We start from the raw sequence: 20,730 nt of genomic DNA, 5'->3' as shown, positions 1-20,730 counted from the left end.
TTGGAAACGTTGACGTGGGGCCACTGAGCGGACGACGTGCGGTGTGCTGACTGGGCCATGACACAACTCCCTAGGGCTACCGGGCGGGCGTCCGAGGCTGGTCTGGGCGCGTCGCTGACGCTGAACACCCCTACGCTCCTCCACCGCGCCGCGCCTACACCGCCCTTCCCATCGGCGTGGGAGACGGGACGGGCGTTACACCTGAGTCGTTGCCGCTGCACCTGGCGCAGGTGGCCGTCGGCAGCATCGGTGACGCGAACACTCCCGAGGGCGAGGACGCGGGCGGACATAGTCGGACCGGGCCGGAGTTCTCACCAGCGAGGAATCGGAACAGCAGCGGAGGAGCTAGCTGGCACGCGGGGTGTACATGATGACGGCCACGCCAGTGAGGCAGATGGCTGCACCGATGACGTCGTAGCGGTCGGGGCGGAACCCGTCGACGACCATGCCCCAGGCGAGGGAGCCGGCGACAAAGATTCCGCCGTAGGCGGCGAGGATGCGGCCGAAATTCGGGTCGGGTTGGAAGGTGGCGACGAAGCCGTAGAGCCCGAGCGCGATGACTCCGGCCGCGATCCAGAGCAGCCCGGGGTTTTCCCGCCAGCCCTGCCACACCAGCCAGGCGCCGCCGATTTCGGCGAGCGCTGCGAGTAGGAACAGCAGGATTGAGCGGGCAGCCGTCACGCGTCGGACCGTAGCGTGACCACCTGGCGGTCGTGCTGGTCGGGTTGGCCGCAGGAGCAGTTGCCGCCGGCGCAGCCGGTGGTGTGGCGGCGTTTGGTGGCCCACCACCAGGACAGTCCGGCGAGCACGGCCAGGGCGACGGCGACGCCGGGCAGGAAACGGTTGACCGCGGCCCAGCCGGCACCGCCGAGAACCCCGGCTGCCAGCAGCGGCGGCAGGATGCAGCAGGCGGCGCAGGCGGCTCCTGCGAGTCCGGTCGTGCTGGAGGGGAGGAGGCGGCGCAGCCGGTCAGCAGGTGTCGGCACGATCGTTCCTTTCGGCGAGTTCCGCAAAGGGCAGGGGGCAGCAGGAGCTGCTGGCACAGGCGACCAGGTCGTTACAGCCGGCCGAGATGGCGGCGTGCAGGGTGTCGCGGATGACGGTCAGGTCTGCCAACTTCCGTTCCACCTCGACGAGCTTGTCCTTTGCCCGTGCCTGGAGTCCGGCGTCGGGTCGGCCGCTGTGCTGATGTCGGCCCGCGTCGAGCAGGTCGGCGACCTCGTTGAGGGTGAAGCCGAGGCGCTGTGCGGTCTTGATGACCCGCAGCAGGGTGACCGTGTCGGACGGGTAGAGCCGATGCCCGCCCGGCGACCGCTGGGGAGAGGCAAGTAGTCCCCGGCGCTCGTAGTAGCGCAGCGTCTGCAAGTTGACGCCGGCCGCGTCGGCCAGCTGGCCGCTGCGTAGCCCCGATCCGGTCATTTCTGGCCCCGGGCAGACGTCGCCCGCTCGGCGAGGGCATCGAGGACGTCGACATGTGCCGCCGGTACCCGGACGTCCAGGGTCAGCGAGTCCGGGCTGGGTCGCACGATGTCGAAAGCGAAGAACGAACAGCAGGACGATTCACGGTCCGCCAGATCCCGCGCAGTCTCGTCCACCTGCTCCGCGCCGTCGAGCTGCAATCGCAGATGCTGTGCCGACAGCCGGTCGACACCATGGACCGCAGCGCGGAAGAACTGATCGAATCCGGCGAGCCGCAGCGGCCGTTCGTGCGTCGGCAGGGTGCACGCATCCGGTGCCCAGGAGTCATCCGTCGTGACATGTCGGTCGCTCATACTCCGACGGTAAGCCTGTACCTGGGTACCGGATGCAAGCCCCGGTCGGTGGAAGGTATCCAGGCCGTCGCCAGGCCGTCAGAGGTCGGACAAGCCCACCAAAGATGGCCATTGGCGACGACGGTTGCGCAGGTAGCGCGAGTGGCCCAGACGGTGACCTGCGGCGCAGAGAGCGCCTTACCGATAGTTGGTGAACTGCAGGGCCACGCCGAAGTCCTCGCCCTTGAGCAGCGTGATGACGGCCTGCAGGTCGTCCTTCTTCTTGCCGGTGACGCGCAGCTGGTCACCCTGGATCTGGGCCTGGACGCCCTTCGGGCCCTCGTCGCGGATCTTCTTGCTGATCGCCTTGGCCTTGTCCGAGTCGATGCCCTGGATCACCTTGCAGTCGATCTTGAAGACCTTGCCCGAGGAGCGCGGTTCGCCGGCGTCCAGCGACTTCAGCGAGATGTTCCGCTTGACCAGCTTCTCCTTGAAGACGTCCACCGCGGCGCTGACCCGCTCCTCGGTCTCCGCCTGGAGGCTGATCGCCTCCTCGCCCGACCAGGAGATCTCCGCGCCGGTGCCGCGGAAGTCGAACCGCTGCGCGAGCTCCTTCTCCGCCTGACGGAGGGCGTTGTCGACCTCCTGGCGATCGACCTTGCTCACGATGTCGAACGACGGGTTCGCTGCCATGCTCATGCTCCTGCTGTCCGGCGGTCTGTCACGTACCGTCGCCCGCTGACCAGCGGCACGACCCCCTGACCGTACCCGGTTGCGGCGGCCCCGGGGGCAACCGCTATCCTTGGCGTCGCTGCCGCGCGCGAGTGCGGTGGTATGCCCTGGCGGGTTGCCCGAGCGGCCAATGGGAGCGGACTGTAAATCCGTCGCGAAAGCTTCAGAGGTTCGAATCCTCTACCCGCCACCAGGCAATGACAAGGCCTCTGACCTGCGAAAACGCAAGTTGGAGGCCTTTGTCGTTCCGCGCGGCTGTTTGCCGCCATTGCCCCCGGCTGGCTGGGCGATCGGGCACGGACGGGGCCTGCCAGACCATTGCGTGACGGCGGCGACCCGCTGGCGAAGTACTTCGCCACGGCGCCGGCACCTCGAACTGCCGACGCCGTGACGGAATGCCGACCTGGCGGATTCACCCCCGATGACATGGACCCACCTGGCGCGGGGCGGCTTCAGTCGTCGCGTCCGGCACCGCGATCGGGTGCGCTCATGTCCCCCGTCCTGGGCGTGCCATCGGCGAGCCCGTAGCGCAGGTACACGGTGCCCTTCGGATTGGCTACCGGCGGTTCGAGGAGTGTGACGTTCGTGGGCACCGCGCCACCGTCGAACACCTTCTTCCCGACGCCGAGCACGATCGGGTGCACCCAGAGGTCGAGACGGTCGAAGAGCTTCTCGCGCAGGAGGATCTGCACCAGGTTCAGGCTTCCGACGACCTTCACGTGCTCGTGCCGGTCGCGGATCTCGCGCACCGCGCCGGCCAGATCGGGGCCGAGCTGGGTGGACCCGGCCCACGAGAGGTCGGGCCTGCCGCGGGAGGCCACGTACTTCGGGACGCTGTTGAAGAGGGTGGCGATCTGATTGTCCTCGCCGCCCTCCTGGTGCGGCCAGTAGGCGGCGAAGATGTCGTACGTCCGCCGGCCGAGCAGGAGGGCGTCCGTGCCCTCGTACGCGGCACCGACCTGCGCCCCGGCGACCTCGTCCAGCAGGGGCGCCTGCCAGCCGCCGAACGGGAACCCCACCGGGTCCTCGTCGGGGCCGCCGGGCGCCTGCCCGACGAGGTCGAGGGTTGCGAACAGCTCGATGTGGATGAGGCCCATGCCTTACTCCCGATGAGTTGGATGGTGTCGGTCGGGAGATAGACCGGTGGGCGCCGGCAAACTCATCGCTGCGACGGCACCCAGCTTCGTACTTTGTCCACCGCCTCGCCCGGTGCATCGGTCACCACCCCGTCCGCGGTCAGCGTCCTTGCGACGCCCGGGACGCCGCACCGGCACTCCCCACTCACGATAGATCACAGGCCGCGTCCAAACTGGGTGGCTGCCCTGCGCCCAGCGTCACCGCAGGTCACCGGCGCGATATACGGCCGTGGTACTAACCGCTCTCGGATCTGTCGAGCCGCTTCGGCGGGTGCGATCGCTGCGGTGTCGATGGACAGTGCGTCGCCCGCAGGCCGTGGCTGCACAACAGGCCGACGGCCAGTTCCGCCTCGGTGCGGCTGGTGACGACCGCCACCGTGACCGGCGCAGCCTCCACGACAGAAGTCAGTGAGCAGGTCCGGGCCGGACCCGAGCGCGAAATCGCATTTCGGGTCCGCCGGTCGCCGGGCCGGTGTGAGACTGGGCCCGTGCCAGCCCCGCCGGCGCCCCGGCGCCGGTCGACCCGACCCGGCAGGTGGAGAACATGTCCAACGACAATGAGATCCGCCCCTTCCGGCTCGACACGCCGGAAGAAGCGATCGCCGACCTGCGTCGCCGGATCGCGGCCACGCGCTGGCCCACCCGAGAGCTGGTCACCGATCGCTCCCAGGGCGTGCAGCTGGCGACGGTCCAGGAGCTGGCCCGCTACTGGACGAACGAGTACGACTGGCGCAAATGCGAGGCGAGGCTGAACGCGCTGCCCCAGTTCACGACCGAGATCGACGGGGTCGAGATCCACTTCATCCATGTCAGGTCACGGCATGAGAATGCGCTGCCGCTGATCATGACCCATGGCTGGCCCGGCTCGGTCATCGAGCTGCTGGAGACCGTCGGTCCGCTGACCGACCCGACCGCTCACGGCGGCACCCCCGAGGACGCATTCCACCTCGTGCTGCCGTCCCTGCCTGGCTACGGCTTCTCGGGCGAGCCGACCGAGCTCGGCTGGGAGTCCGGCCGCATCGCACGCGCGTGGGCGGAGCTGATGGACCGCCTCGGCTACCCGCGCTACGTCGCACAAGGAGGCGACGTGGGCGCCAGCGTCACGGACGCGATGGGCCGCCAAGCACCCGAGGGGCTGCTCGGCATCCACGTCAACCTGCTCGCCGGGGCGCTCGGTATCAAGGACCAACTGCCCGCGGAGTCCGAGCAGGAACGCGCGGCGCACAAGGCGCTCGAGACGTTCACGATGGACGGCTTCGGCTACTTCCTGGAGCAGTCCACCCGGCCGCAGACGATCGGCTACTCCCTGCTCGATTCACCCGTCGGGCTGGCGGCCTGGATGCTCGACCACGACACGGACAGCTACTACAAGATCTCCCGCGCGTTCGTCGACGGCGAGCCCGCGGGCAATCTCACCCGGGACAACATCGTCGACAACATCACGCTGTACTGGTTGACGGGCACCGGCGCCTCGGCCGCCCGGTGGTACTGGGAATTCGGACGGTTCGTGGCCGGAGCCCGTGCGGCCGGTCAGGCTCCTCCGCCGGTCTCGGTTCCGGTCGGCTTCACGACGTTCCCCGGCGAGATCTGGGCCGCCCCGCGCAGCTGGGTCGAGACGGTCTACCCCGGCGTCGCCTACTTCAACGAGGTTGACAGCGGCGGCCACTTCCCCGCCTGGGAGGAGCCGGAGATCTTCTCCACCGAGGTGCGGGCCGCGTTCCGGCCGCTGCGGAAATCCTGAGCCCGCTCCGGTTCGCGGGTGACCCTCCTGGTCAGTGAGCCGCCAGGCCCTTGTCGTCACCCCACTCCGGCAGACGCGCTCCTATCCTGGCCGGATGGAGCTGGAGTTCAGCGGCGAGGTGTGGTTCTGGAAGGGCCCGGCGCCCTGGCACTTCGTCACCGTCCCGGACGAGGGCTGCCTGGAGCTGAGCGCGACCGCCGCGTCCGTGAGTTACGGCTGGGGCATGGTGCCGGTCACGGCCCGCATCGGGCGGACCCGGTGGACGACGTCGCTGTTCCCCAAGGACGGGCGGTACGTGGTGCCGGTGAAGGCGGGCGTCCGAGCGGCCGAGCGGCTCAACGTCGGAGACCTGGTGACGGTCCAGCTCGTGGTCGGCGGGTGAGCGGCTAGCACCCCGCTTCCCGGCTGCCGGCCCTGCGCGGCACGCCCGCAGCCCAGCGCGGTGACCGACGTGAGGTGGCTGACCAACGGCGAGCCCGAGGGGCCTGACCTGTGAAGAAGCGGGTTGGTGGCCCTCGTCCTGTCCGCCGCCGCCGACGGGTGAGCGTATTCACGTCGCTTACTGTCGGCTAAGGGCTGGCGCTTCTGCGTCGCGTAGAGCATTCTGACGGTCGTGGATGTGTCGGCGGTCGGTGGAGCGCCGGTCGACCGATTCCTCGCCCGGCTTCACCGGCCCGGCTGCGGCGGCCGGAGGCCGCGGGCTCCCGGGGAGAGCTGAGACCGGTCCGGGGCGTACCACCGCCTCCGTCGCTTCTGACCGGATCTTCTGACTGGCCGGCTCTAGGGGCAAAGGTCCCACTCGTCGGAGGACGATGGGAATCGCGGCTAAAGACGGAAGACGCGTCATCTGTGCGCTGCTCACGCCCGCAGGTCGCCCCGGCTGGTGACTTGTCGTCGACCGTCCGAACCGGCCGGTACGGACCACTCCGATGGGCCGTCCGTCGGCTTTGCGGGTCGACCCGCTTGTGGCACGATCGTGGAATCTTCACCTCCGACAACCCTGCCGACAGGAGCACGCGAATGTCTGGTCGAAGGCTGGCCCGGCGGGTCAGCGTGATGCTCATGCTCGTCGCCCTCGCCGCTGGTTTCGGCACCGTGCTGGTCGGCGACGGGGCAGGCGAGGTTCGGACCCTTGACTGGGTCTGGACCGCCCCGCCGGCTGAGTAGCTCCGTCGGCGCCCGTCCCGGGTGGGGCACACCTGCCGACGGCGATGTGGCGCCGATCCGTCCACGGCCATCGGCCCGTGACCGATGAGGAGTGGTATGGCCGACCGTCGGTCGTCCTCGGCAGGAGCGGCGTCCTCTCGGCGGCCCGTCGAGCACGCCTGGCTGGTCACCGGACCGCTCGCACTCGTGGCCGTCATCTTCTCCACCGCGATCGGCCTGGTCACGCCGCACCCCTTCGGTGAGTGGGGCCTCGCCGGAATCCTGCTCGCCGTCATGGTGGTGGCAGGCCTGCCGATGCTCAACTTCGTGATCGGCCGGCAGTCCTTCGGCGTGCGGCTCACCGAGATCCCACTCGTCCTGGCCTTCTATTTCCTGCCGCCGCTGATGGTCGTGCTGGCGTACACCCTGGCCACCCTGGTCACCCATCTGCGATACCGCTTCGGGTTCGCGAAGCTAGCGTTCAACGTGGCCAACGCCTCCGCCGCGGCGTCCCTTGCCGCGCTGGTGCTGCTGGCCCTGCCGCCGATCCGCGGGGTGGGGCCCGGCACCTGGGGCGTGCTCTTCGCCTCGGTCAGCACCTTGTCGCTGGCCACCCTGGTCGGCGTTGCGGGAGTCATCACGGTCATGCACGGCTGGCAGGCCGGCACCGGGGTGCTGCGGAACGTGCCGCCGCTGCTGACCCTGGCGATCAACGTGGTGGTCGGTCTGGTCGTGCTCATCGCCCTGAGGACCACTTGGTGGTCGGCGGTCCTCATCGCCGCGCTGGCGGCCGCCGCCGCCCTGGTCTACCGCTCCTACGCCCAGTTCTTCCGGCAGCACCGCACGCTCGGCGGGATGTACGACCTGACCAAGGCGATGACCGCGGAGGGGCAGAGCGGCAACCTGGTGGACGTCCTGCTCGGCCGGATCCGGGCGCTGATGCAGGCCGAGTACGCGACCCTCTGGCTGCCCGCCCAGGGGCGGCACCCGGAGGTCATGTTGACCGCCCGGGTGGACGACTCGGGTCTGCTCGACGTCGCGCCCACTCCCGAGGTGATCCGCGAGGAGACCCGACGGCAGCAGCGGAGCCTGGCGCTCGGCGTACGGCTCGGCGGGGACGAGGAGTTGCGGACGTCGCTGCGTACGACCGGCGTCAAGGACGTCATCGCCGTACCGCTGCGCTCCGGGCAGGCCGTCATCGGCACCCTGGAGGTGGCCAACCGGCTCAGCGACGTCGGTCACTTCACCGACAGCGACATCCCCATCTTCGAGACCGTGGCGGCACATGCCGCGGTCGCCCTGGAGAATTCCCGCCTGGTCGACCGGCTGCGCCACGACGCGTACCACGACACGCTCACCAAGCTGCCCAACCGCCGCCGGATCACCGGCGCGCTCGACGAGGCGGTCAAGATCCGCGCACCGGGCGAGGTGGTGGCGGTCCTGCTCTTCGATGTGGACGGCCTGCGCCAGGTCAACGAGTCCCTCGGTCACGCCGCGGGCGACAAGGTCCTCGTCGAGGTGGCCGAGCGGCTGCGCGCCTGCGCGCCCTCCTCGGCCCTGGTGGGCCGCGCCGGCGGCGACGAGTTCCTGGTCACCCTCCGGCTGGAGAACGCCGAGGCGGCGCTGGAGCTGGCCGCCCAGCTGCGCGAGCAGATCCGCGACGAGATGGTCTTCGACGCCCTCACCCTCGACGTCGACACCGCGGTCGGGGTGGCCGTACACCCGGACCACGGCAGCGACGCCGCGTCGCTGCTGCAACGGGTGGACCTGGCCGCGACGGCGGCCAAATCGGTCCCGGGCAGCGTGCAGCTGTTCAATCCGGCATTGGAGTCGCGGTCGCTGCGCCGGCTCGGCCTCGCCGGCGATCTGCGTCGGGCGCTGGACGAGGGCGCGCTGGAGGTCTACTTCCAGCCGAAGGTGACGCTGCGCGACCGGCGGTTGGTCGGGGTCGAGTGCCTGGCCCGGTGGGAGCACCCGACGCACGGCACGGTGAGTCCGGAGGACTTCGTCGCGGTGGCCGAGCACACCGGTCAGCTGGGCCGGCTCACCGAGGTGGTGCTGCGGGAGGGGCTGCGGCGCAGCCGGGACTGGAGCCACACCGGCCAGCCGCTCGCCGTCGCGGTCAACCTCGCCGCGCGTACGCTCACCGACCAGCACTTCCCCGACCGGGTGGGCGAGCTGCTGACCGAGTACGGCGTCCCGCCGCAGCGGCTCACTCTCGAGATCCGCGAGTCCGGGGTGCTGGACGGCACCGACCGGCCGATCCCGACCCTGCGCCGGCTGCGGGACCTGGGCGTGCGGCTCTCGGTGGACGACTTCGGCACCGGTGACTCGTCGCTGGCCCATCTGCGCCGGCTGCCGGTGCACGAGGTCAAGGTCGACCGCTCGTTCGTGCAGGGCATGGCGACGGATCCGGGCGACCTGGCGATCGTCAACGCCGTGGTCACGCTCTCCCAGCAGTTCGGCCTCGCCGTGGTGGCCGAGGGCGTGGAGAGCGAGCTGACCCTGGAGCTGCTCCAGGACATCGGCTGCGAGATCGGCCAGGGCTTCCTGTTCAGCCGCCCGCTGCCGTACGAGCGCCTGGAGGCCTGGTTCGGCGCCCAGGTGGACCCGGAGACGATCTCCGCGGGTGAGTCGCCGAGGCTGCGGGTTGTGCCCTGATCTGTGGAAACGCGGGGCAGGGGGATCCGATTTCACCTCGGCGGCGGGGTCATGTACTGTTACCCCTGCGCGACGCCCTCCGGGTGATCGGGCAGGCCCCCTTAGCTCAGTCGGCAGAGCGTCTCCATGGTAAGGAGAAGGTCTACGGTTCGATTCCGTAAGGGGGCTCAGAGGGTCCGGCTGGACCCGCCTGCGGCGGTGTAGCTCAGATGGCAGAGCAAGCGGCTCATAATCGCTGTGTCGCCGGTTCAAGTCCGGCCACCGCTACTCTCGTCCTCCGGGCCTGGTTCCCGGCGGCCGGTGGAACGGGCGCCACTGGCGCCCACTTTGCATGTCCGCGCATCGACCGCGTAGGCTGATGCGTCGTAGTTGATACCCCAGCGAGGAAGGCACTCCGCCGTGGCGAAGGCGACCGATGTCCGGCCGAAGATCACTTTGGCGTGTGTGGAGTGCAAGGAGCGCAACTACATCACGCGCAAGAACCGTCGTAACGACCCGGACCGCATCGAGCTGAAGAAGTTCTGCCCCCGGGACGGCAAGCACACGGTCCACCGCGAGACCCGCTGACCCGCTGACCTGCGGCCGGCATCGTCGGCCCGGTCCCTGAGCACTTCCCGGACGCCGATCCGCACGGATGGCGCGGCATTTTCGCCGCCCCTCCCGTACGGATCGGCGTTCGTGCTTTGCGTGTAGGTTCGGCGGCATGTCCCTGGACCCGTCCTTCGTCGGCCGGACCTATCCGCCGACCGCCCCCTATCAGGTGGGCCGAGAAAAGATCCGCGAGTTCGCCGCCGCCATCGGCGCCACCGACCCGGCCCACCACGACCCGGAGGCGGCCCGGGCGCTGGGCCACCCGGACGTGGTCGCCCCGCCGACCTTCCCCTTCGTGATCACCATGGCCGCGAACCGCCAGATCGTCGAGGACCCGGCGCTGGGCGTCGACTACAGCCGGGTGGTGCACGGCGACCAGCGCTTCGCGTACACCCGTCCGGTGGTGGCCGGGGACGAACTGGTCTGTGTGAACACCATCGAGGAGGTCACCAACCGGGGCGGGCACGGCTTCCTGACCACCCGCACCGACGTGCGCACCGTCGCCGGCGAGCCGGTGGTCGCGGTCTGGTCCAAGCTCGTCGTACGCGGGGAGGGCTGAGATGGAGCTGCCGACTCAGACGTTCCGGATCACCCGGGCGGACCTGGTCCGTTACGCGGGCGCCTCCGGCGACTTCAACCCGATCCACTGGAACGACCGGACCGCCACCAAGGTGGGCCTGCCCGGGGTGATCGCGCACGGCATGTTCACCATGGCGCTGGTCGGTCGGGCCGTCACCACCTGGGCGGGGGCACCCGACGCGGTGGTCGACTTCGGCGTCCGGTTCACCCGGCCGGTGGTGGTCCCGGACGACGACGAGGGCACCGAGATCGAGGTCAACGCGGTGGTGAAGGAGGTCACCGAGGCGGGCCTGACCAGGCTCGACGTGACCGCCACCTGCCTGGGGGAGAAGGTTCTCTCGCAGGCCCGGGCGATCGTCCGGACCACCCGCTGACCGGTGCTGGACAGGTGATGGGCGGTACCGGTTGGGAAAGTCGGAGCACTACCCGTACACTGGTCCGCCGTGGGGCAAGTGACCCCTGCCCGGCCCTCGTGGTCGAGCGGGGCGAGCGTAGCCGCACAGGGGTGTAGCTCAATTGGCAGAGCAGCGGTCTCCAAAACCGCAGGCTGCAGGTTCAAGTCCTGTCACCCCTGCGCCTCAGGCCTGACCGTTCCCGTGGGTCGCGCCGCCGACTGGCGGCGTCCGGCCCGTGGTGGTGGCATCGGCGGGGTGGTTCCGAGGCATCGGGCCCCTTCGTCCGGTCCGCCGGCCGCGGCCCGTCGCGGGACGGCTGGTCCGGCCGGCGTGACCAAACGCCGCGTACGCCCATGAGGCGTGCGATCGACATCCCGCGACGGAGGGCGAAGTGGCCGAGAGCAAGCGGCGCGGCGAGGACGCCGGCGACGAGGGTCTGCGCGACGAGCGCGACGAGCTCGTCGACGACGTGGCAGCCGACGACGACGCCACCGGCGCGGACGAGCCGGTCTCCCGGGGCGGCACCGCGACCCGTTCGCGGGCCCGTGCCGGTTCGGCCGACAGCAAGCCGAAGACCCGTACCGACACCGACCGGATCGGGCTGTTCGCCCGCATCGCGCGTTTCTTCCGCGAGGTGGTCGCCGAACTGCGTAAGGTCATCTGGCCGACCCGCAAGGAGTTGCTGACCTACACGGCCGTGGTGGTGACGTTCGTCGCGGTGGTGCTGACGATCGTCGGCCTTCTCGACTTCGCCTTCGCGAAGGGCGTGCTGTGGGTCTTCGGCAACCCCAGCTGACCGGCCGACTGAGCCGATAGTGACGGAAGTGAGCGAGCGTGCCTGAGTACGACGAGACCGCCGAGACCACGGACGACCAGTCCACGGTGGCGACGGCGGCGAGCGACGAGTCGGTCGAGGCCGCCAGCGAGCCGGAATTCCCGACCACCGAGCCGGCCCCGGACGAGGAGTACGACCCGGTCGCCGAGCTGCGCCAGAAGCTGCGCTACGCCCCGGGCGACTGGTACGTGGTGCACTCGTACGCCGGCTACGAGAACAAGGTCAAGACCAACCTCGAGACCCGGATCACCTCCCTCGACATGGAGGACTTCATCTACCAGGTCGAGGTGCCGACCCGGGAAGAGGTCGAGGTCAAGAACGGCAAGCGGTCCCAGGTCCAGGCCAAGGTCTTCCCGGGCTACATCCTGGTCCGGATGGAGCTGACCGCCGAGTCGTACTCCTGCGTGCGCAACACGCCGGGGGTCACCGGCTTCGTCGGTGCCACCGACCGGGCCGACCGGCCAGCGCCGCTGAGCCTCGACGAGGTGCTGAAGTGGCTGGCCCCGGCGGTCGAGGCGGTGGAGAAGAAGGCCAAGCCCGAGGTCCGGGTCCTCGACTTCGAGGTCGGCGACTCGGTCACCGTCACCGACGGCGCGTTCGCCTCGCTGCCGGCGACGATCAGTGAGATCAACGCCGACCAGCAGAAGCTCAAGGTGCTGGTGTCGATCTTCGGCCGGGAGACTCCGGTCGAGCTGAACTTCAACCAGGTCGCCAAGATCTGACGTCCGGGTCGCCGGCGGTGGGCAGTCGCCCGCCGTCGGCGTACCCGTTTCCGCCCCTCCGTTGGACCTCGACGGACCTCGACGGACGGGGCGGTGCAACGCTGCGCTACCCTAGAACGTCGTCGTTGTCGCATCGCGCTGACCGTGCGCGCCCGCGGCCCGGCACCTTTCCCAGTTCCAAGCCCCAGGAAGTGACATGCCTCCGAAGAAGAAGCTCGTCAAGACGTTCACGCTTCAGCTGAAGGCGGGCCAGGCCACGCCGGCGCCGCCGGTGGGCCCCGCGCTCGGTCAGCACGGCGTGAACATCATGGAGTTCTGCAAGTCCTACAACGCGCAGACCGAGTCCCAGCGGGGCGACATCGTCCCCGCCGAGATCAGCGTGTACGAGGACCGGTCCTTCACCTTCGTCCTGAAGACCCCGCCCGCCGCCCGGCTGCTGCTCAAGGCCGCCGGCGTGGAGAAGGGCTCCGGCGTCCCGCAGAAGGACAAGGTCGGCTCCGTGTCGCAGGCCCAGGTGCGTGAGATCGCCGAGAAGAAGATGGTCGACCTCAACGCCAACGACATCGACCAGGCTGCGAAGATCATCGCCGGCACCGCCCGGTCGATGGGCATCATCGTCAGCGACTGACGTCGCCTGAGCACTCACCCGATCAGTTCGTGGGAGGGCGCGCGATGACCGCGGCCCGCCAGAGACCACAGGAGTAACCAGAAATGCAGCGCAGCAAGAGCTACCGCAAGGCCGCCGACGTCATCGACCGGTCGAAGCTCTACACCCCCGCCGAGGCCGTGAAGCTGGCCAAGGAGACCACCAACGTCAAGTTCGACGCCACGGTCGAGGTCGCCATGCGCCTCGGCGTCGACCCCCGCAAGGCGGACCAGATGGTCCGCGGCACGGTCAACCTGCCGCACGGCACCGGTAAGACCGCCCGCGTGATCGTGTTCGCCGCCGGCGCGAAGGCCGAGGAGGCCGCCGCCGCCGGTGCCGACGAGGTGGGCACGGACGAGCTCGTCGCCCGGATCCAGGGCGGCTGGCTGGACTTCGACGCCGCGATCGCCACCCCCGACCAGATGGCCAAGATCGGCCGGATCGCGCGGATCCTGGGCCCGCGCGGCCTGATGCCGAACCCGAAGACGGGCACGGTGACCATGGACGTCACCAAGGCCGTTCAGGACATCAAGGGCGGCAAGATCACCTTCCGGGTGGACAAGCACTCCAACCTGCACCTGATCATCGGCAAGGCCTCGTTCTCCGAGACCCAGCTGGTGGACAACTACGCCGCCGTCCTCGATGAGGTGCTCCGCGCCAAGCCGTCGGCGGCCAAGGGCACGTACCTCAGGAAGGTCGTCCTCACCACCACCATGGGCCCGGGCGTTCCGGTCGACCCGAAGCTGGTGAAGAACCTCCACGAGGCCCCGACCGAGGGCTGAGCACGACCCCCGCGCAGGGGCCCCGCCACGACTCGTGGCGGGGCCCCTGCCGTTCGTCCGGCTGTGGCAGGCTCGCGGCATGTTGCTGGAGGACGTCTGGCTCCGGTACCACCGGCGCGGCCCGTGGGTGCTGAGGGCGGCGCAGGCCCGGATCGAGCCGGGTGAGGTGGCGGTCGTGCTCGGCCGCAACGGCGTGGGCAAGTCCACCCTGCTCCAGCTCGCGGCCGGGGTGCTCCGGCCGGGCCGGGGCCGGGTCGTCGACCGGCCCCGCCACGTGGGCTGGGTGCCGGAGCGGTTCCCCGCCGACCAGCCCTTCACCGTCCAGGCCTACCTCACCGCGATGGGCCGGGTCGCCGGGCTGTCCCGGTCCGGGGCGGCGCGCGAGACCGCCCGGTGGACCGAGCGGCTGGGCCTGACCCGGTTCCGGGGCGTGAAGCTGCCCGAGCTGTCCAAGGGCACCGCGCAGAAGGTCGGACTGGCCCAGGCGATGCTCCGCCGGCCCGGCCTGCTGGTGCTCGACGAGCCCTGGGAGGGGTTGGACTCCGCCGCCCGCGAACTGGTTCCCGCCCTCGTCGACGAGGTGCTGGCGGCCGGCGGGTCGGTGCTGGTCAGCGACCACCGGGGGGAGACCGTCCGGCTGCCGGGCGCCCGCCGCTGGACCGTCGCGGACGGCGTGGTGACCGAGGAGACGTCCGCCGGGGCGGAGCCGATGGCCGTGGTCGAGGTCGCCGTGCCGGCCGCGCGGGTGGCCGGCGCCGTCGCCCGGTTGCGCGCCGAGGGCCACCACGTCCTGCGGGTACGCCCCGACGCCGCCCCGCCGGACGTCGGGTCACCCGAGCCGGCAGCGGGAGAGGGCGTCGGAGCGGACGGCCCGGCGCGGGAGGTGTCCCGGTGAGCGCGCTGGTGCGGCTGCGGCTGGCCGGCTTCCTGCGTACCGGGCGGGCGCTGGCGCCGCTGCTGGCCGGCCTGCTCGCCCTCGGCGTCCTGTACGGCGGCGGCCGGGCCCAGCCGGCGGAGGCGTACGGCGTCTCCGCGGTGGTGCTCTTCCCGGTGCTGGCCTGGCAGACCAGGATCCTGCTGGACGTGGAGCCGGACGTGCAGCGGCGGTTGGCCCTGGTCGTGGTCGGCCCGGCCCGGGAGCGCGCGGCCGGCCTGCTGGCGGCGACGGTGGCCGCGCTCGGCACGGTGGCCGTCGCGATGATCTTCCCGTGGCTGGTCGGCGGGGTGACCGGCCCGGTGGGGCCGGGGGACCGGTCGTTGCCGGTGGGTCTCGCCCTCGGGCTCTGGGCCCACCTGCTGGCCCTGCCCGCGGCGGTGGCACTCGGCGCCCTGGCCAGCCGGGCGGTCACCGGCAGCGCGGGATACGGCGTGGCGGTGCTGGCCCTGGGCGCGGTCGGCGCCCTGGTCCTCGGTTTGAGCGGCTCGGTGGCGCCCTGGCTGGCGCCGCCGGTGATGGCGACCGCCCGGGCGGTGACCGGCCCGCTGGCCGGCTCGACGGCGCTCCTGCTCACCGCCGGGGCGCTGGCCTGGGCGGCGGTGGCCCTGGCCGGCTACGCCTGGCGGCGCCGGGTCCGCCCCTGAGCGGGGTCCGCCCCTGAGCGGGTTCGCCCCTGAGCGGGCCGGCCCACCGGCGGACCGGCGCCGGAGGTGCCGCGCCGGAGTGACCGGGCGCACGTGGGGGCGATTTGGTGCGCACCGTCGCGTGCCGTAACCTGGTGACGAAGTTCCACCCAGAGACCGCTGGTCACCGTGCTCCGGCACGGTCGAAGGCCCCGCGATGACGGGCGACCCGCGCAGGGCGGCAAGCGAAAATCGGCTCTTCCCGTGGTCCGCCGACCATGGTGATCATGCCGGCCCTCGCCCCGTGCGCCCTGCGCCGGGGCTTTTCTCGTTGTCGTGATCCTCCGCCGCTGTCGGAAGGCCCTCCGGCCTGCCGACGGCGACCAGCCTCGAGCAACGAGAGAGGAGGGACATGGCGGACAAGCCGATCCGGGCCGACAAGGCCTCGGCCGTCGCTGAGCTGACCGAGAGCTTCCGTAACGCGGGAGCTGCGGTGCTCACCGAATACCGTGGTCTGACGGTTTCCCAGCTCACCCAGCTGCGGCGCTCGCTCGGCAAGGAGACCACCTACACGGTCGCGAAGAACACGCTGGCCAAGCGTGCCGCGACCGAGGCGGGCATCTCCGGCCTCGACGAGCTGTTCACCGGTCCTACCGCGCTGACTTTCGTTTCGGGCGACGTCGTCGAGGCGGCGAAGGGGCTTCGCGACTTCGCGAAGGCCAACCCGAAGCTCGTCATCAAGGGCGGTGTCTTCGAGGGCAAGGCCATTTCCGCGGCCGAGGTCACGAAGCTCGCCGACCTGGAGTCCCGTGAGGTGCTGCTGGCCAAGCTGGCCGGCGCGATGAAGGGCAACCTGAGCAAGGCCGCGGCCCTGTTCCAGGCTCCGCTCTCCAAGACCGCCCGTCTGGCGGCCGCCCTGCAGGACAAGCGCGAGAAGGAGGGCGCCGAGGCGGCCTGAGGCCTCCCGGCGCACCCAGTTCTTACCTAACAGATTCAGGAAAGGACGCCAGACATGGCGAAGCTCAGCACCGACGAGCTGCTCGACGCGTTCAAGGAGATGACGCTGATCGAGCTCTCCGAGTTCGTGAAGCAGTTCGAGGAGACCTTCGAGGTCACCGCCGCCGCTCCGGTCGCGGTCGCCGCTGCCGGTGGCGCTGCTGCCCCGGCCGAGGCCGAGCCGGAGAAGGACGAGTTCGACGTCGTCCTCGAGGGCGACGGTGGCAAGAAGATCCAGGTCATCAAGGTCGTGCGTGAGCTGACCGGCCTGGGCCTCAAGGAGGCCAAGGACGCGGTCGAGTCCGCGCCGAAGGCCATCCTGGAGAAGGTCAACAAGGAGACCGCCGAGAAGGCCAAGGCCAAGCTCGAGGGCGAGGGCGCCAAGGTCACCCTCAAGTAATTGAGGTACGACCAGGCGCGCGTCCGGCTCACGTGAGCCGGGGCACACCGCATCGTGGCGGGCGGTGATCCGGGAACGGATCACCGCCCGCTGTGGTTGGTGACTACCGGTGGCAGCGGTGTGAGCAGGACGTCCGGCACCCGGCGTCCGGCATCACGGCGGTGCCCGGCGGAGTTCCCGGAGCGGAAAGAGGGCGGCGACCCGACCCCGGCCCTTGACGCGGCACCTGACTCCCAGGCACGCTGACACCAGCAAGACCTTCCGCGCTTGCGACGGCCACCACTTGGGTAATGGCAGCGGCAGCACCACCCGCCGCGACACCCGAGCGGCCCGCAGGAACGCCGCGTTCCGAGCGGCCCGGCAGACCCGGTTTCCCGGGGTCCCGAGGCACGTTCCGCGACGACCTGCGGGGTGGACTGGACAGCGGTTAGCCTCTCGGCTACACTGCTAGTTTGCGCTGCCTTCCGACTTGACCCCTGCTCGGAAATGTCCGTTTACGGATATTTCTGGTGGGGTCATTGGAGTGCACGCGTACCAGCCGTTCTGCAGCACCGGTCCTCGGAAGGACGCATCTTGGCAGCTTCCCGCCCTGCGAAGACCAGTCGTACGTCGAGCGCTTTCGCTCCCCGCCGAGTTTCTTTCGGCAGGATCACCGAACACCTCGAGGTCCCCAACCTCCTCGCCATTCAGAACGAGTCCTTCGACTGGCTCGTCGGCAACGAGGCTTGGCAGGGCCGGTCGGCGGACGACCCGCACGCACGATCGGGTCTCGCGGAGATCCTCGAAGAGATCAGTCCCATTGAGGACTTCTCCGGCACCATGTCGCTCTCCTTCTCGGCTCCGCGCTTCGACGAGGTCAAGGCCTCGATCGAGGAGTGCAAGGAGAAGGACCTGACCTACTGCGCGCCGCTGTTCGTGACCGCGGAGTTCACCAACAACACCACTGGCGAGATCAAGAGCCAGACGGTGTTCATGGGTGACTTCCCGATGATGACGCCGAAGGGCACCTTCATCATCAACGGCACCGAGCGCGTCGTGGTCAGCCAGCTCGTCCGGTCCCCGGGCGTCTACTTCGACAAGCAGCCGGACAAGACCTCCGACCGCGACCTCTCCAGCGTCAAGGTCATCCCGAGCCGGGGTGCCTGGCTGGAGTTCGACATCGACAAGCGCGACACGGTCGGCGTCCGCATCGACCGCAAGCGTCGGCAGGCCGTCACGGTCCTGCTCAAGGCCATCGGATGGTCGGCCGAGCAGATCCGTGAGCGGTTCGGCTGGTCCGAGCTGATGATGACCACGCTCGAGAAGGACCACATCGCCGGCCAGGACGAGGCGCTACTCGACATCTACCGGAAGCTCCGCCCTGGCGAGCCGCCGACCCGTGAGAACGCCCAGACCCTGCTCGACAACCTCTTCTTCAACCCGAAGCGGTACGACGTCGCCAAGGTCGGTCGTTACAAGTTCAACAAGAAGCTCGAGGTGGGCGTCCCGATCACCACGGGCACGCTCACCGAGGACGACATCGTCGCCACCGTGGAGTACCTCTGCCGGCTGCACGCCGGTGAGGACGGCTACGAGGCCGACGACATCGACCACTTCGGCAACCGGCGCCTGCGTACGGTCGGCGAGCTGATCCAGAACCAGGTCCGGGTCGGCCTGTCCCGGATGGAGCGGGTCGTCCGCGAGCGGATGACCACGCAGGACGTCGAGGCGATCACGCCGCAGACCCTGATCAACATCCGCCCGGTGGTGGCGGCGATCAAGGAGTTCTTCGGTACGTCGCAGCTGTCCCAGTTCATGGACCAGACCAACCCGCTGGCGGGCCTGACCCACCGGCGCCGGCTGAGCGCGCTCGGCCCGGGTGGTCTGTCCCGGGAGCGGGCCGGCTTCGAGGTCCGTGACGTGCACCCGTCGCACTACGGCCGGATGTGCCCGATCGAGACGCCGGAAGGCCCGAACATCGGCCTGATCGGCGCGCTCTCCACCTTCGCCCGGGTCAACCCGTTCGGCTTCATCGAGACGCCGTACCGGAAGGTCGTCGAGGGTCGGGTCACCGACCAGATCGACTACCTGACCGCGGACGAGGAGGACCGGTACGTCAAGGCCCAGGCCAACGCGCCGCTGAAGGCCGACGGCACCTTCGCCGAGGACCGGGTCCTGTGCCGCCGTAAGGGCGGCGAGACCGAGGACGTGGTTCCCGGCGCCGTCGACTACATGGACGTCTCGCCGCGGCAGATGGTCTCGGTCGCGACCGCGATGATCCCGTTCCTCGAGCACGACGACGCCAACCGGGCCCTGATGGGCGCGAACATGCAGCGCCAGGCGGTGCCGCTGGTCAAGGCCGAGGCGCCGCTGGTCGGCACGGGCATGGAGTACCGAGCCGCCGTCGACGCCGGTGACGTCGTCGTCGCCGAGGTCGGTGGTGTGATCGAGGACCTCTGCGCCGACTACATCACCATCCACCAGGACGACGGCCACCGCCGGACGTACCTGCTGCACAAGTTCCGCCGCTCCAACGCCGGCTCCTGCGTCAACCAGAAGCCGGTCGTCTTCGAGGGCGACCGCGTCGAGGCCGGCCAGGTCATCGCCGACGGTCCGTGCACCGACGAGGGCGAGATGGCGCTCGGGCGCAACCTGCTGGTGGCGTTCATGTGCTGGGAGGGCCACAACTACGAGGACGCGATCATCCTGTCGCAGCGCCTCGTGCAGCAGGACGTGCTCACCTCGATCCACATCGAGGAGCACGAGGTCGACGCCCGGGACACCAAGCTCGGCCCGGAGGAGATCACCCGCGACATCCCGAACGTCAGCGAGGAAATGCTCGCGGACCTCGACGAGCGCGGCATCATCCGGATCGGCGCCGAGGTCGTCCCCGGCGACATCCTGGTCGGCAAGGTCACGCCCAAGGGCGAGACCGAGCTGACCCCGGAGGAGCGGCTGCTTCGCGCGATCTTCGGTGAGAAGGCGCGCGAGGTCCGGGACACCTCGCTGAAGGTGCCGCACGGCGAGACCGGCACGGTCATCGGCGTGCGTACCTTCTCCCGCGAGGACGGCGACGAGCTGCCGCCGGGCGTCAACGAGCTGGTCCGGGTCTACGTCGCCCAGAAGCGCAAGATCCAGGACGGCGACAAGCTCGCCGGCCGGCACGGCAACAAGGGCGTCATCTCCAAGATCCTGCCGGTCGAGGACATGCCGTTCCTTGAGGACGGCACGCCCGTCGACATCGTGCTCAACCCGCTGGGTGTGCCTTCCCGGATGAACATCGGCCAGGTCCTGGAGACCCACCTCGGCTGGGTCGCCAAGACCGGTTGGAGCGTGGAGGGCGACGACGCGGCGTGGAAGAAGGCGCTGCGCTCGATCGACGCCCACGAGTCCGAGGGGGACACGAACGTGGCCACCCCGGTCTTCGACGGCGCCCGGGAGGAGGAGATCTCCGGTCTGCTCGCGTCGACCCTGCCCAACCGGGACGGCAAGCAGCTGATCGGGTCCTCCGGCAAGGCGCAGCTGTTCGACGGTCGTTCCGGCGAGCCGCTGCCGGACCCGATCGCGGTCGGCTACATCTACATCCTGAAGCTCAACCACCTGGTCGACGACAAGATCCACGCCCGGTCGACCGGCCCGTACTCGATGATCACGCAGCAGCCGCTGGGTGGTAAGGCGCAGTTCGGTGGCCAGCGCTTCGGTGAGATGGAGTGCTGGGCCATGCAGGCGTACGGCGCCGCCTACGCCCTGCAGGAGCTGCTGACCATCAAGTCCGACGACGTCCTGGGCCGGGTCAAGGTCTACGAGGCGATCGTCAAGGGCGAGAACATCCCCGAGCCGGGCATCCCGGAGTCGTTCAAGGTGCTGCTCAAGGAGCTGCAGTCGCTGTGCCTCAACGTCGAGGTGCTCTCCAGCGACGGTGTGGCCCTGGAGATGCGCGAGACCGACGACGAGGTGTTCCGGGCCGCGGAGGAGCTGGGCATCGACCTGTCCCGGCGCGAGCCGAGCTCGGTCGAAGAGGTCTGAGGTGAGCGGTCGGGAGCCGGCTCGCCGGCTCCCGACCCCACCCACTAGCTAG

General features: G+C 69.9%; 22 protein-coding genes and 4 tRNA genes. 20 read left to right on the top strand and 6 right to left on the bottom strand.

What is annotated here, in order from left to right:
• Positions 1–345 precede the first annotated feature (345 nt).
• The 5 genes from M2302_RS06240 to M2302_RS06220 form a co-directional block, all read right to left on the bottom strand.
• The gene (locus M2302_RS06240) at positions 346–681 is read right to left on the bottom strand and encodes a YnfA family protein (RefSeq protein WP_280836977.1); all 336 of its coding nucleotides are present in this window, start codon (positions 679–681) and stop codon (positions 346–348) included.
• Positions 678–986, bottom strand: coding sequence for a hypothetical protein (locus M2302_RS06235; protein WP_280836976.1), 309 nt, complete (start codon positions 984–986; stop codon positions 678–680). Before M2302_RS06235 ends, M2302_RS06240 begins: the two co-directional genes overlap by 4 nt.
• The gene (locus M2302_RS06230; protein WP_280836975.1) at positions 970–1,419 is read right to left on the bottom strand and encodes a MerR family transcriptional regulator; all 450 of its coding nucleotides are present in this window, start codon (positions 1,417–1,419) and stop codon (positions 970–972) included. Before M2302_RS06230 ends, M2302_RS06235 begins: the two co-directional genes overlap by 17 nt.
• Positions 1,416–1,772 carry a hypothetical protein gene (locus M2302_RS06225; RefSeq protein WP_280836974.1) on the bottom strand — a complete coding sequence of 119 codons (357 nt, stop codon included), beginning with the start codon at positions 1,770–1,772 and terminating at the stop codon, positions 1,416–1,418. Before M2302_RS06225 ends, M2302_RS06230 begins: the two co-directional genes overlap by 4 nt.
• A 177-nt stretch (positions 1,773–1,949) precedes the next feature.
• Positions 1,950–2,444 carry a YajQ family cyclic di-GMP-binding protein gene (locus M2302_RS06220; RefSeq protein ID WP_280836973.1) on the bottom strand — a complete coding sequence of 165 codons (495 nt, stop codon included), beginning with the start codon at positions 2,442–2,444 and terminating at the stop codon, positions 1,950–1,952.
• 148 nt (positions 2,445–2,592) lie between these two features.
• Here M2302_RS06220 and M2302_RS06215 point away from each other — a divergent pair.
• Positions 2,593–2,676: transfer RNA gene (locus M2302_RS06215), tRNA-Tyr, on the top strand.
• A gap of 259 nt (positions 2,677–2,935) precedes the next feature.
• Here the strand turns inward: M2302_RS06215 and M2302_RS06210 are convergent.
• The gene (locus M2302_RS06210; protein WP_280836972.1) at positions 2,936–3,580 is read right to left on the bottom strand and encodes a dihydrofolate reductase family protein; all 645 of its coding nucleotides are present in this window, start codon (positions 3,578–3,580) and stop codon (positions 2,936–2,938) included.
• Between the two features lie 583 nt (positions 3,581–4,163).
• On the opposite strand from M2302_RS06210, the gene M2302_RS06205 reads away from it, so the two are divergent.
• From M2302_RS06205 to M2302_RS06115, 19 genes are all read left to right on the top strand, one after another.
• Entirely contained in the window at positions 4,164–5,360 is a 1,197-nt protein-coding gene (locus M2302_RS06205) for an epoxide hydrolase (RefSeq protein ID WP_280837050.1), read from the top strand.
• 94 nt (positions 5,361–5,454) lie between these two features.
• The gene (locus M2302_RS06200) at positions 5,455–5,742 is read left to right on the top strand and encodes a DUF1905 domain-containing protein (protein ID WP_280836971.1); all 288 of its coding nucleotides are present in this window, start codon (positions 5,455–5,457) and stop codon (positions 5,740–5,742) included.
• A gap of 638 nt (positions 5,743–6,380) precedes the next feature.
• Positions 6,381–6,527 (top strand): hypothetical protein, encoded by a 147-nt coding sequence (locus M2302_RS06195; RefSeq protein WP_280836970.1) that lies wholly within the window; start codon positions 6,381–6,383, stop codon positions 6,525–6,527.
• Positions 6,528–6,623: 96 nt separating this feature from the next.
• Positions 6,624–9,167, top strand: coding sequence for a bifunctional diguanylate cyclase/phosphodiesterase (locus M2302_RS06190; protein WP_280836969.1), 2,544 nt, complete (start codon positions 6,624–6,626; stop codon positions 9,165–9,167).
• A gap of 95 nt (positions 9,168–9,262) precedes the next feature.
• A tRNA-Thr gene (locus M2302_RS06185) sits at positions 9,263–9,335 on the top strand.
• Between the two features lie 26 nt (positions 9,336–9,361).
• A tRNA-Met gene (locus M2302_RS06180) sits at positions 9,362–9,434 on the top strand.
• 132 nt (positions 9,435–9,566) lie between these two features.
• Positions 9,567–9,734, top strand: coding sequence for a 50S ribosomal protein L33 (gene rpmG, locus M2302_RS06175; protein ID WP_013288652.1), 168 nt, complete (start codon positions 9,567–9,569; stop codon positions 9,732–9,734).
• A gap of 136 nt (positions 9,735–9,870) precedes the next feature.
• On the top strand, positions 9,871–10,317 hold the full coding sequence (locus M2302_RS06170; protein WP_280836968.1) for a MaoC family dehydratase N-terminal domain-containing protein: 447 nt from the start codon (positions 9,871–9,873) through the stop codon (positions 10,315–10,317).
• 1 nt (position 10,318) lies between these two features.
• On the top strand, positions 10,319–10,711 hold the full coding sequence (locus M2302_RS06165; RefSeq protein ID WP_280836967.1) for a MaoC family dehydratase: 393 nt from the start codon (positions 10,319–10,321) through the stop codon (positions 10,709–10,711).
• 127 nt (positions 10,712–10,838) lie between these two features.
• Positions 10,839–10,911: transfer RNA gene (locus M2302_RS06160), tRNA-Trp, on the top strand.
• A gap of 212 nt (positions 10,912–11,123) precedes the next feature.
• Positions 11,124–11,528: a preprotein translocase subunit SecE gene (gene secE, locus M2302_RS06155; protein WP_280836966.1), complete on the top strand. Its 405-nt coding sequence runs from the start codon at positions 11,124–11,126 to the stop codon at positions 11,526–11,528.
• Between the two features lie 38 nt (positions 11,529–11,566).
• The gene (gene nusG / locus M2302_RS06150) at positions 11,567–12,289 is read left to right on the top strand and encodes a transcription termination/antitermination protein NusG (RefSeq protein WP_179801890.1); all 723 of its coding nucleotides are present in this window, start codon (positions 11,567–11,569) and stop codon (positions 12,287–12,289) included.
• A gap of 196 nt (positions 12,290–12,485) precedes the next feature.
• Entirely contained in the window at positions 12,486–12,917 is a 432-nt protein-coding gene (gene rplK / locus M2302_RS06145) for a 50S ribosomal protein L11 (RefSeq protein WP_088960243.1), read from the top strand.
• An 83-nt stretch (positions 12,918–13,000) separates the two neighbouring features.
• Positions 13,001–13,717, top strand: coding sequence for a 50S ribosomal protein L1 (gene rplA, locus M2302_RS06140; protein WP_210775454.1), 717 nt, complete (start codon positions 13,001–13,003; stop codon positions 13,715–13,717).
• Positions 13,718–13,796: 79 nt separating this feature from the next.
• The gene (locus M2302_RS06135) at positions 13,797–14,612 is read left to right on the top strand and encodes an ATP-binding cassette domain-containing protein (protein ID WP_280836965.1); all 816 of its coding nucleotides are present in this window, start codon (positions 13,797–13,799) and stop codon (positions 14,610–14,612) included.
• On the top strand, positions 14,609–15,298 hold the full coding sequence (locus tag M2302_RS06130; RefSeq protein WP_280836964.1) for a hypothetical protein: 690 nt from the start codon (positions 14,609–14,611) through the stop codon (positions 15,296–15,298). Before M2302_RS06135 ends, M2302_RS06130 begins: the two co-directional genes overlap by 4 nt.
• Before the next feature lie 391 nt (positions 15,299–15,689).
• Complete coding sequence (gene rplJ / locus M2302_RS06125) at positions 15,690–16,235, top strand: 50S ribosomal protein L10 (RefSeq protein WP_210775457.1); 546 nt, start codon at positions 15,690–15,692, stop codon at positions 16,233–16,235.
• A gap of 54 nt (positions 16,236–16,289) precedes the next feature.
• Entirely contained in the window at positions 16,290–16,673 is a 384-nt protein-coding gene (gene rplL, locus M2302_RS06120; protein ID WP_088960246.1) for a 50S ribosomal protein L7/L12, read from the top strand.
• A 573-nt stretch (positions 16,674–17,246) separates the two neighbouring features.
• On the top strand, positions 17,247–20,678 hold the full coding sequence (locus M2302_RS06115) for a DNA-directed RNA polymerase subunit beta (RefSeq protein ID WP_280836963.1): 3,432 nt from the start codon (positions 17,247–17,249) through the stop codon (positions 20,676–20,678).
• Positions 20,679–20,730 lie beyond the last annotated feature (52 nt).

Origin of the sequence: Micromonospora sp. A200, assembly GCF_029893845.1 — a bacterium.
In the GTDB taxonomy this organism is placed as follows: domain Bacteria; phylum Actinomycetota; class Actinomycetes; order Mycobacteriales; family Micromonosporaceae; genus Micromonospora; species Micromonospora purpureochromogenes.
Note: the sequence above shows the minus strand (reverse complement) of the source record. Positions and strands in the feature narration are given on the sequence as shown.

Excerpts from the sequence above, each read along its gene's own strand:
- M2302_RS06165 (WP_280836967.1), top strand. The coding sequence starts at position 10,319 with ATGGAGCTGCCGACTCAGACGTTCCGGATCACCCGGGCGGACCTGGTC.
- M2302_RS06170 (WP_280836968.1), top strand. The coding sequence starts at position 9,871 with ATGTCCCTGGACCCGTCCTTCGTCGGCCGGACCTATCCGCCGACCGCC.
- rplA (WP_210775454.1), top strand. The coding sequence starts at position 13,001 with ATGCAGCGCAGCAAGAGCTACCGCAAGGCCGCCGACGTCATCGACCGG.
- rplL (WP_088960246.1), top strand. The coding sequence starts at position 16,290 with ATGGCGAAGCTCAGCACCGACGAGCTGCTCGACGCGTTCAAGGAGATG.
- M2302_RS06190 (WP_280836969.1), top strand. The coding sequence starts at position 6,624 with ATGGCCGACCGTCGGTCGTCCTCGGCAGGAGCGGCGTCCTCTCGGCGG.
- M2302_RS06205 (WP_280837050.1), top strand. The coding sequence starts at position 4,164 with ATGTCCAACGACAATGAGATCCGCCCCTTCCGGCTCGACACGCCGGAA.
- M2302_RS06220 (WP_280836973.1), bottom strand. The coding sequence starts at position 2,444 with ATGGCAGCGAACCCGTCGTTCGACATCGTGAGCAAGGTCGATCGCCAG.
- M2302_RS06135 (WP_280836965.1), top strand. The coding sequence starts at position 13,797 with ATGTTGCTGGAGGACGTCTGGCTCCGGTACCACCGGCGCGGCCCGTGG.
- M2302_RS06225 (WP_280836974.1), bottom strand. The coding sequence starts at position 1,772 with ATGAGCGACCGACATGTCACGACGGATGACTCCTGGGCACCGGATGCG.
- rplK (WP_088960243.1), top strand. The coding sequence starts at position 12,486 with ATGCCTCCGAAGAAGAAGCTCGTCAAGACGTTCACGCTTCAGCTGAAG.
- rplJ (WP_210775457.1), top strand. The coding sequence starts at position 15,690 with ATGGCGGACAAGCCGATCCGGGCCGACAAGGCCTCGGCCGTCGCTGAG.
- M2302_RS06200 (WP_280836971.1), top strand. The coding sequence starts at position 5,455 with ATGGAGCTGGAGTTCAGCGGCGAGGTGTGGTTCTGGAAGGGCCCGGCG.
- M2302_RS06210 (WP_280836972.1), bottom strand. The coding sequence starts at position 3,580 with ATGGGCCTCATCCACATCGAGCTGTTCGCAACCCTCGACCTCGTCGGG.
- M2302_RS06230 (WP_280836975.1), bottom strand. The coding sequence starts at position 1,419 with ATGACCGGATCGGGGCTACGCAGCGGCCAGCTGGCCGACGCGGCCGGC.
- M2302_RS06195 (WP_280836970.1), top strand. The coding sequence starts at position 6,381 with ATGTCTGGTCGAAGGCTGGCCCGGCGGGTCAGCGTGATGCTCATGCTC.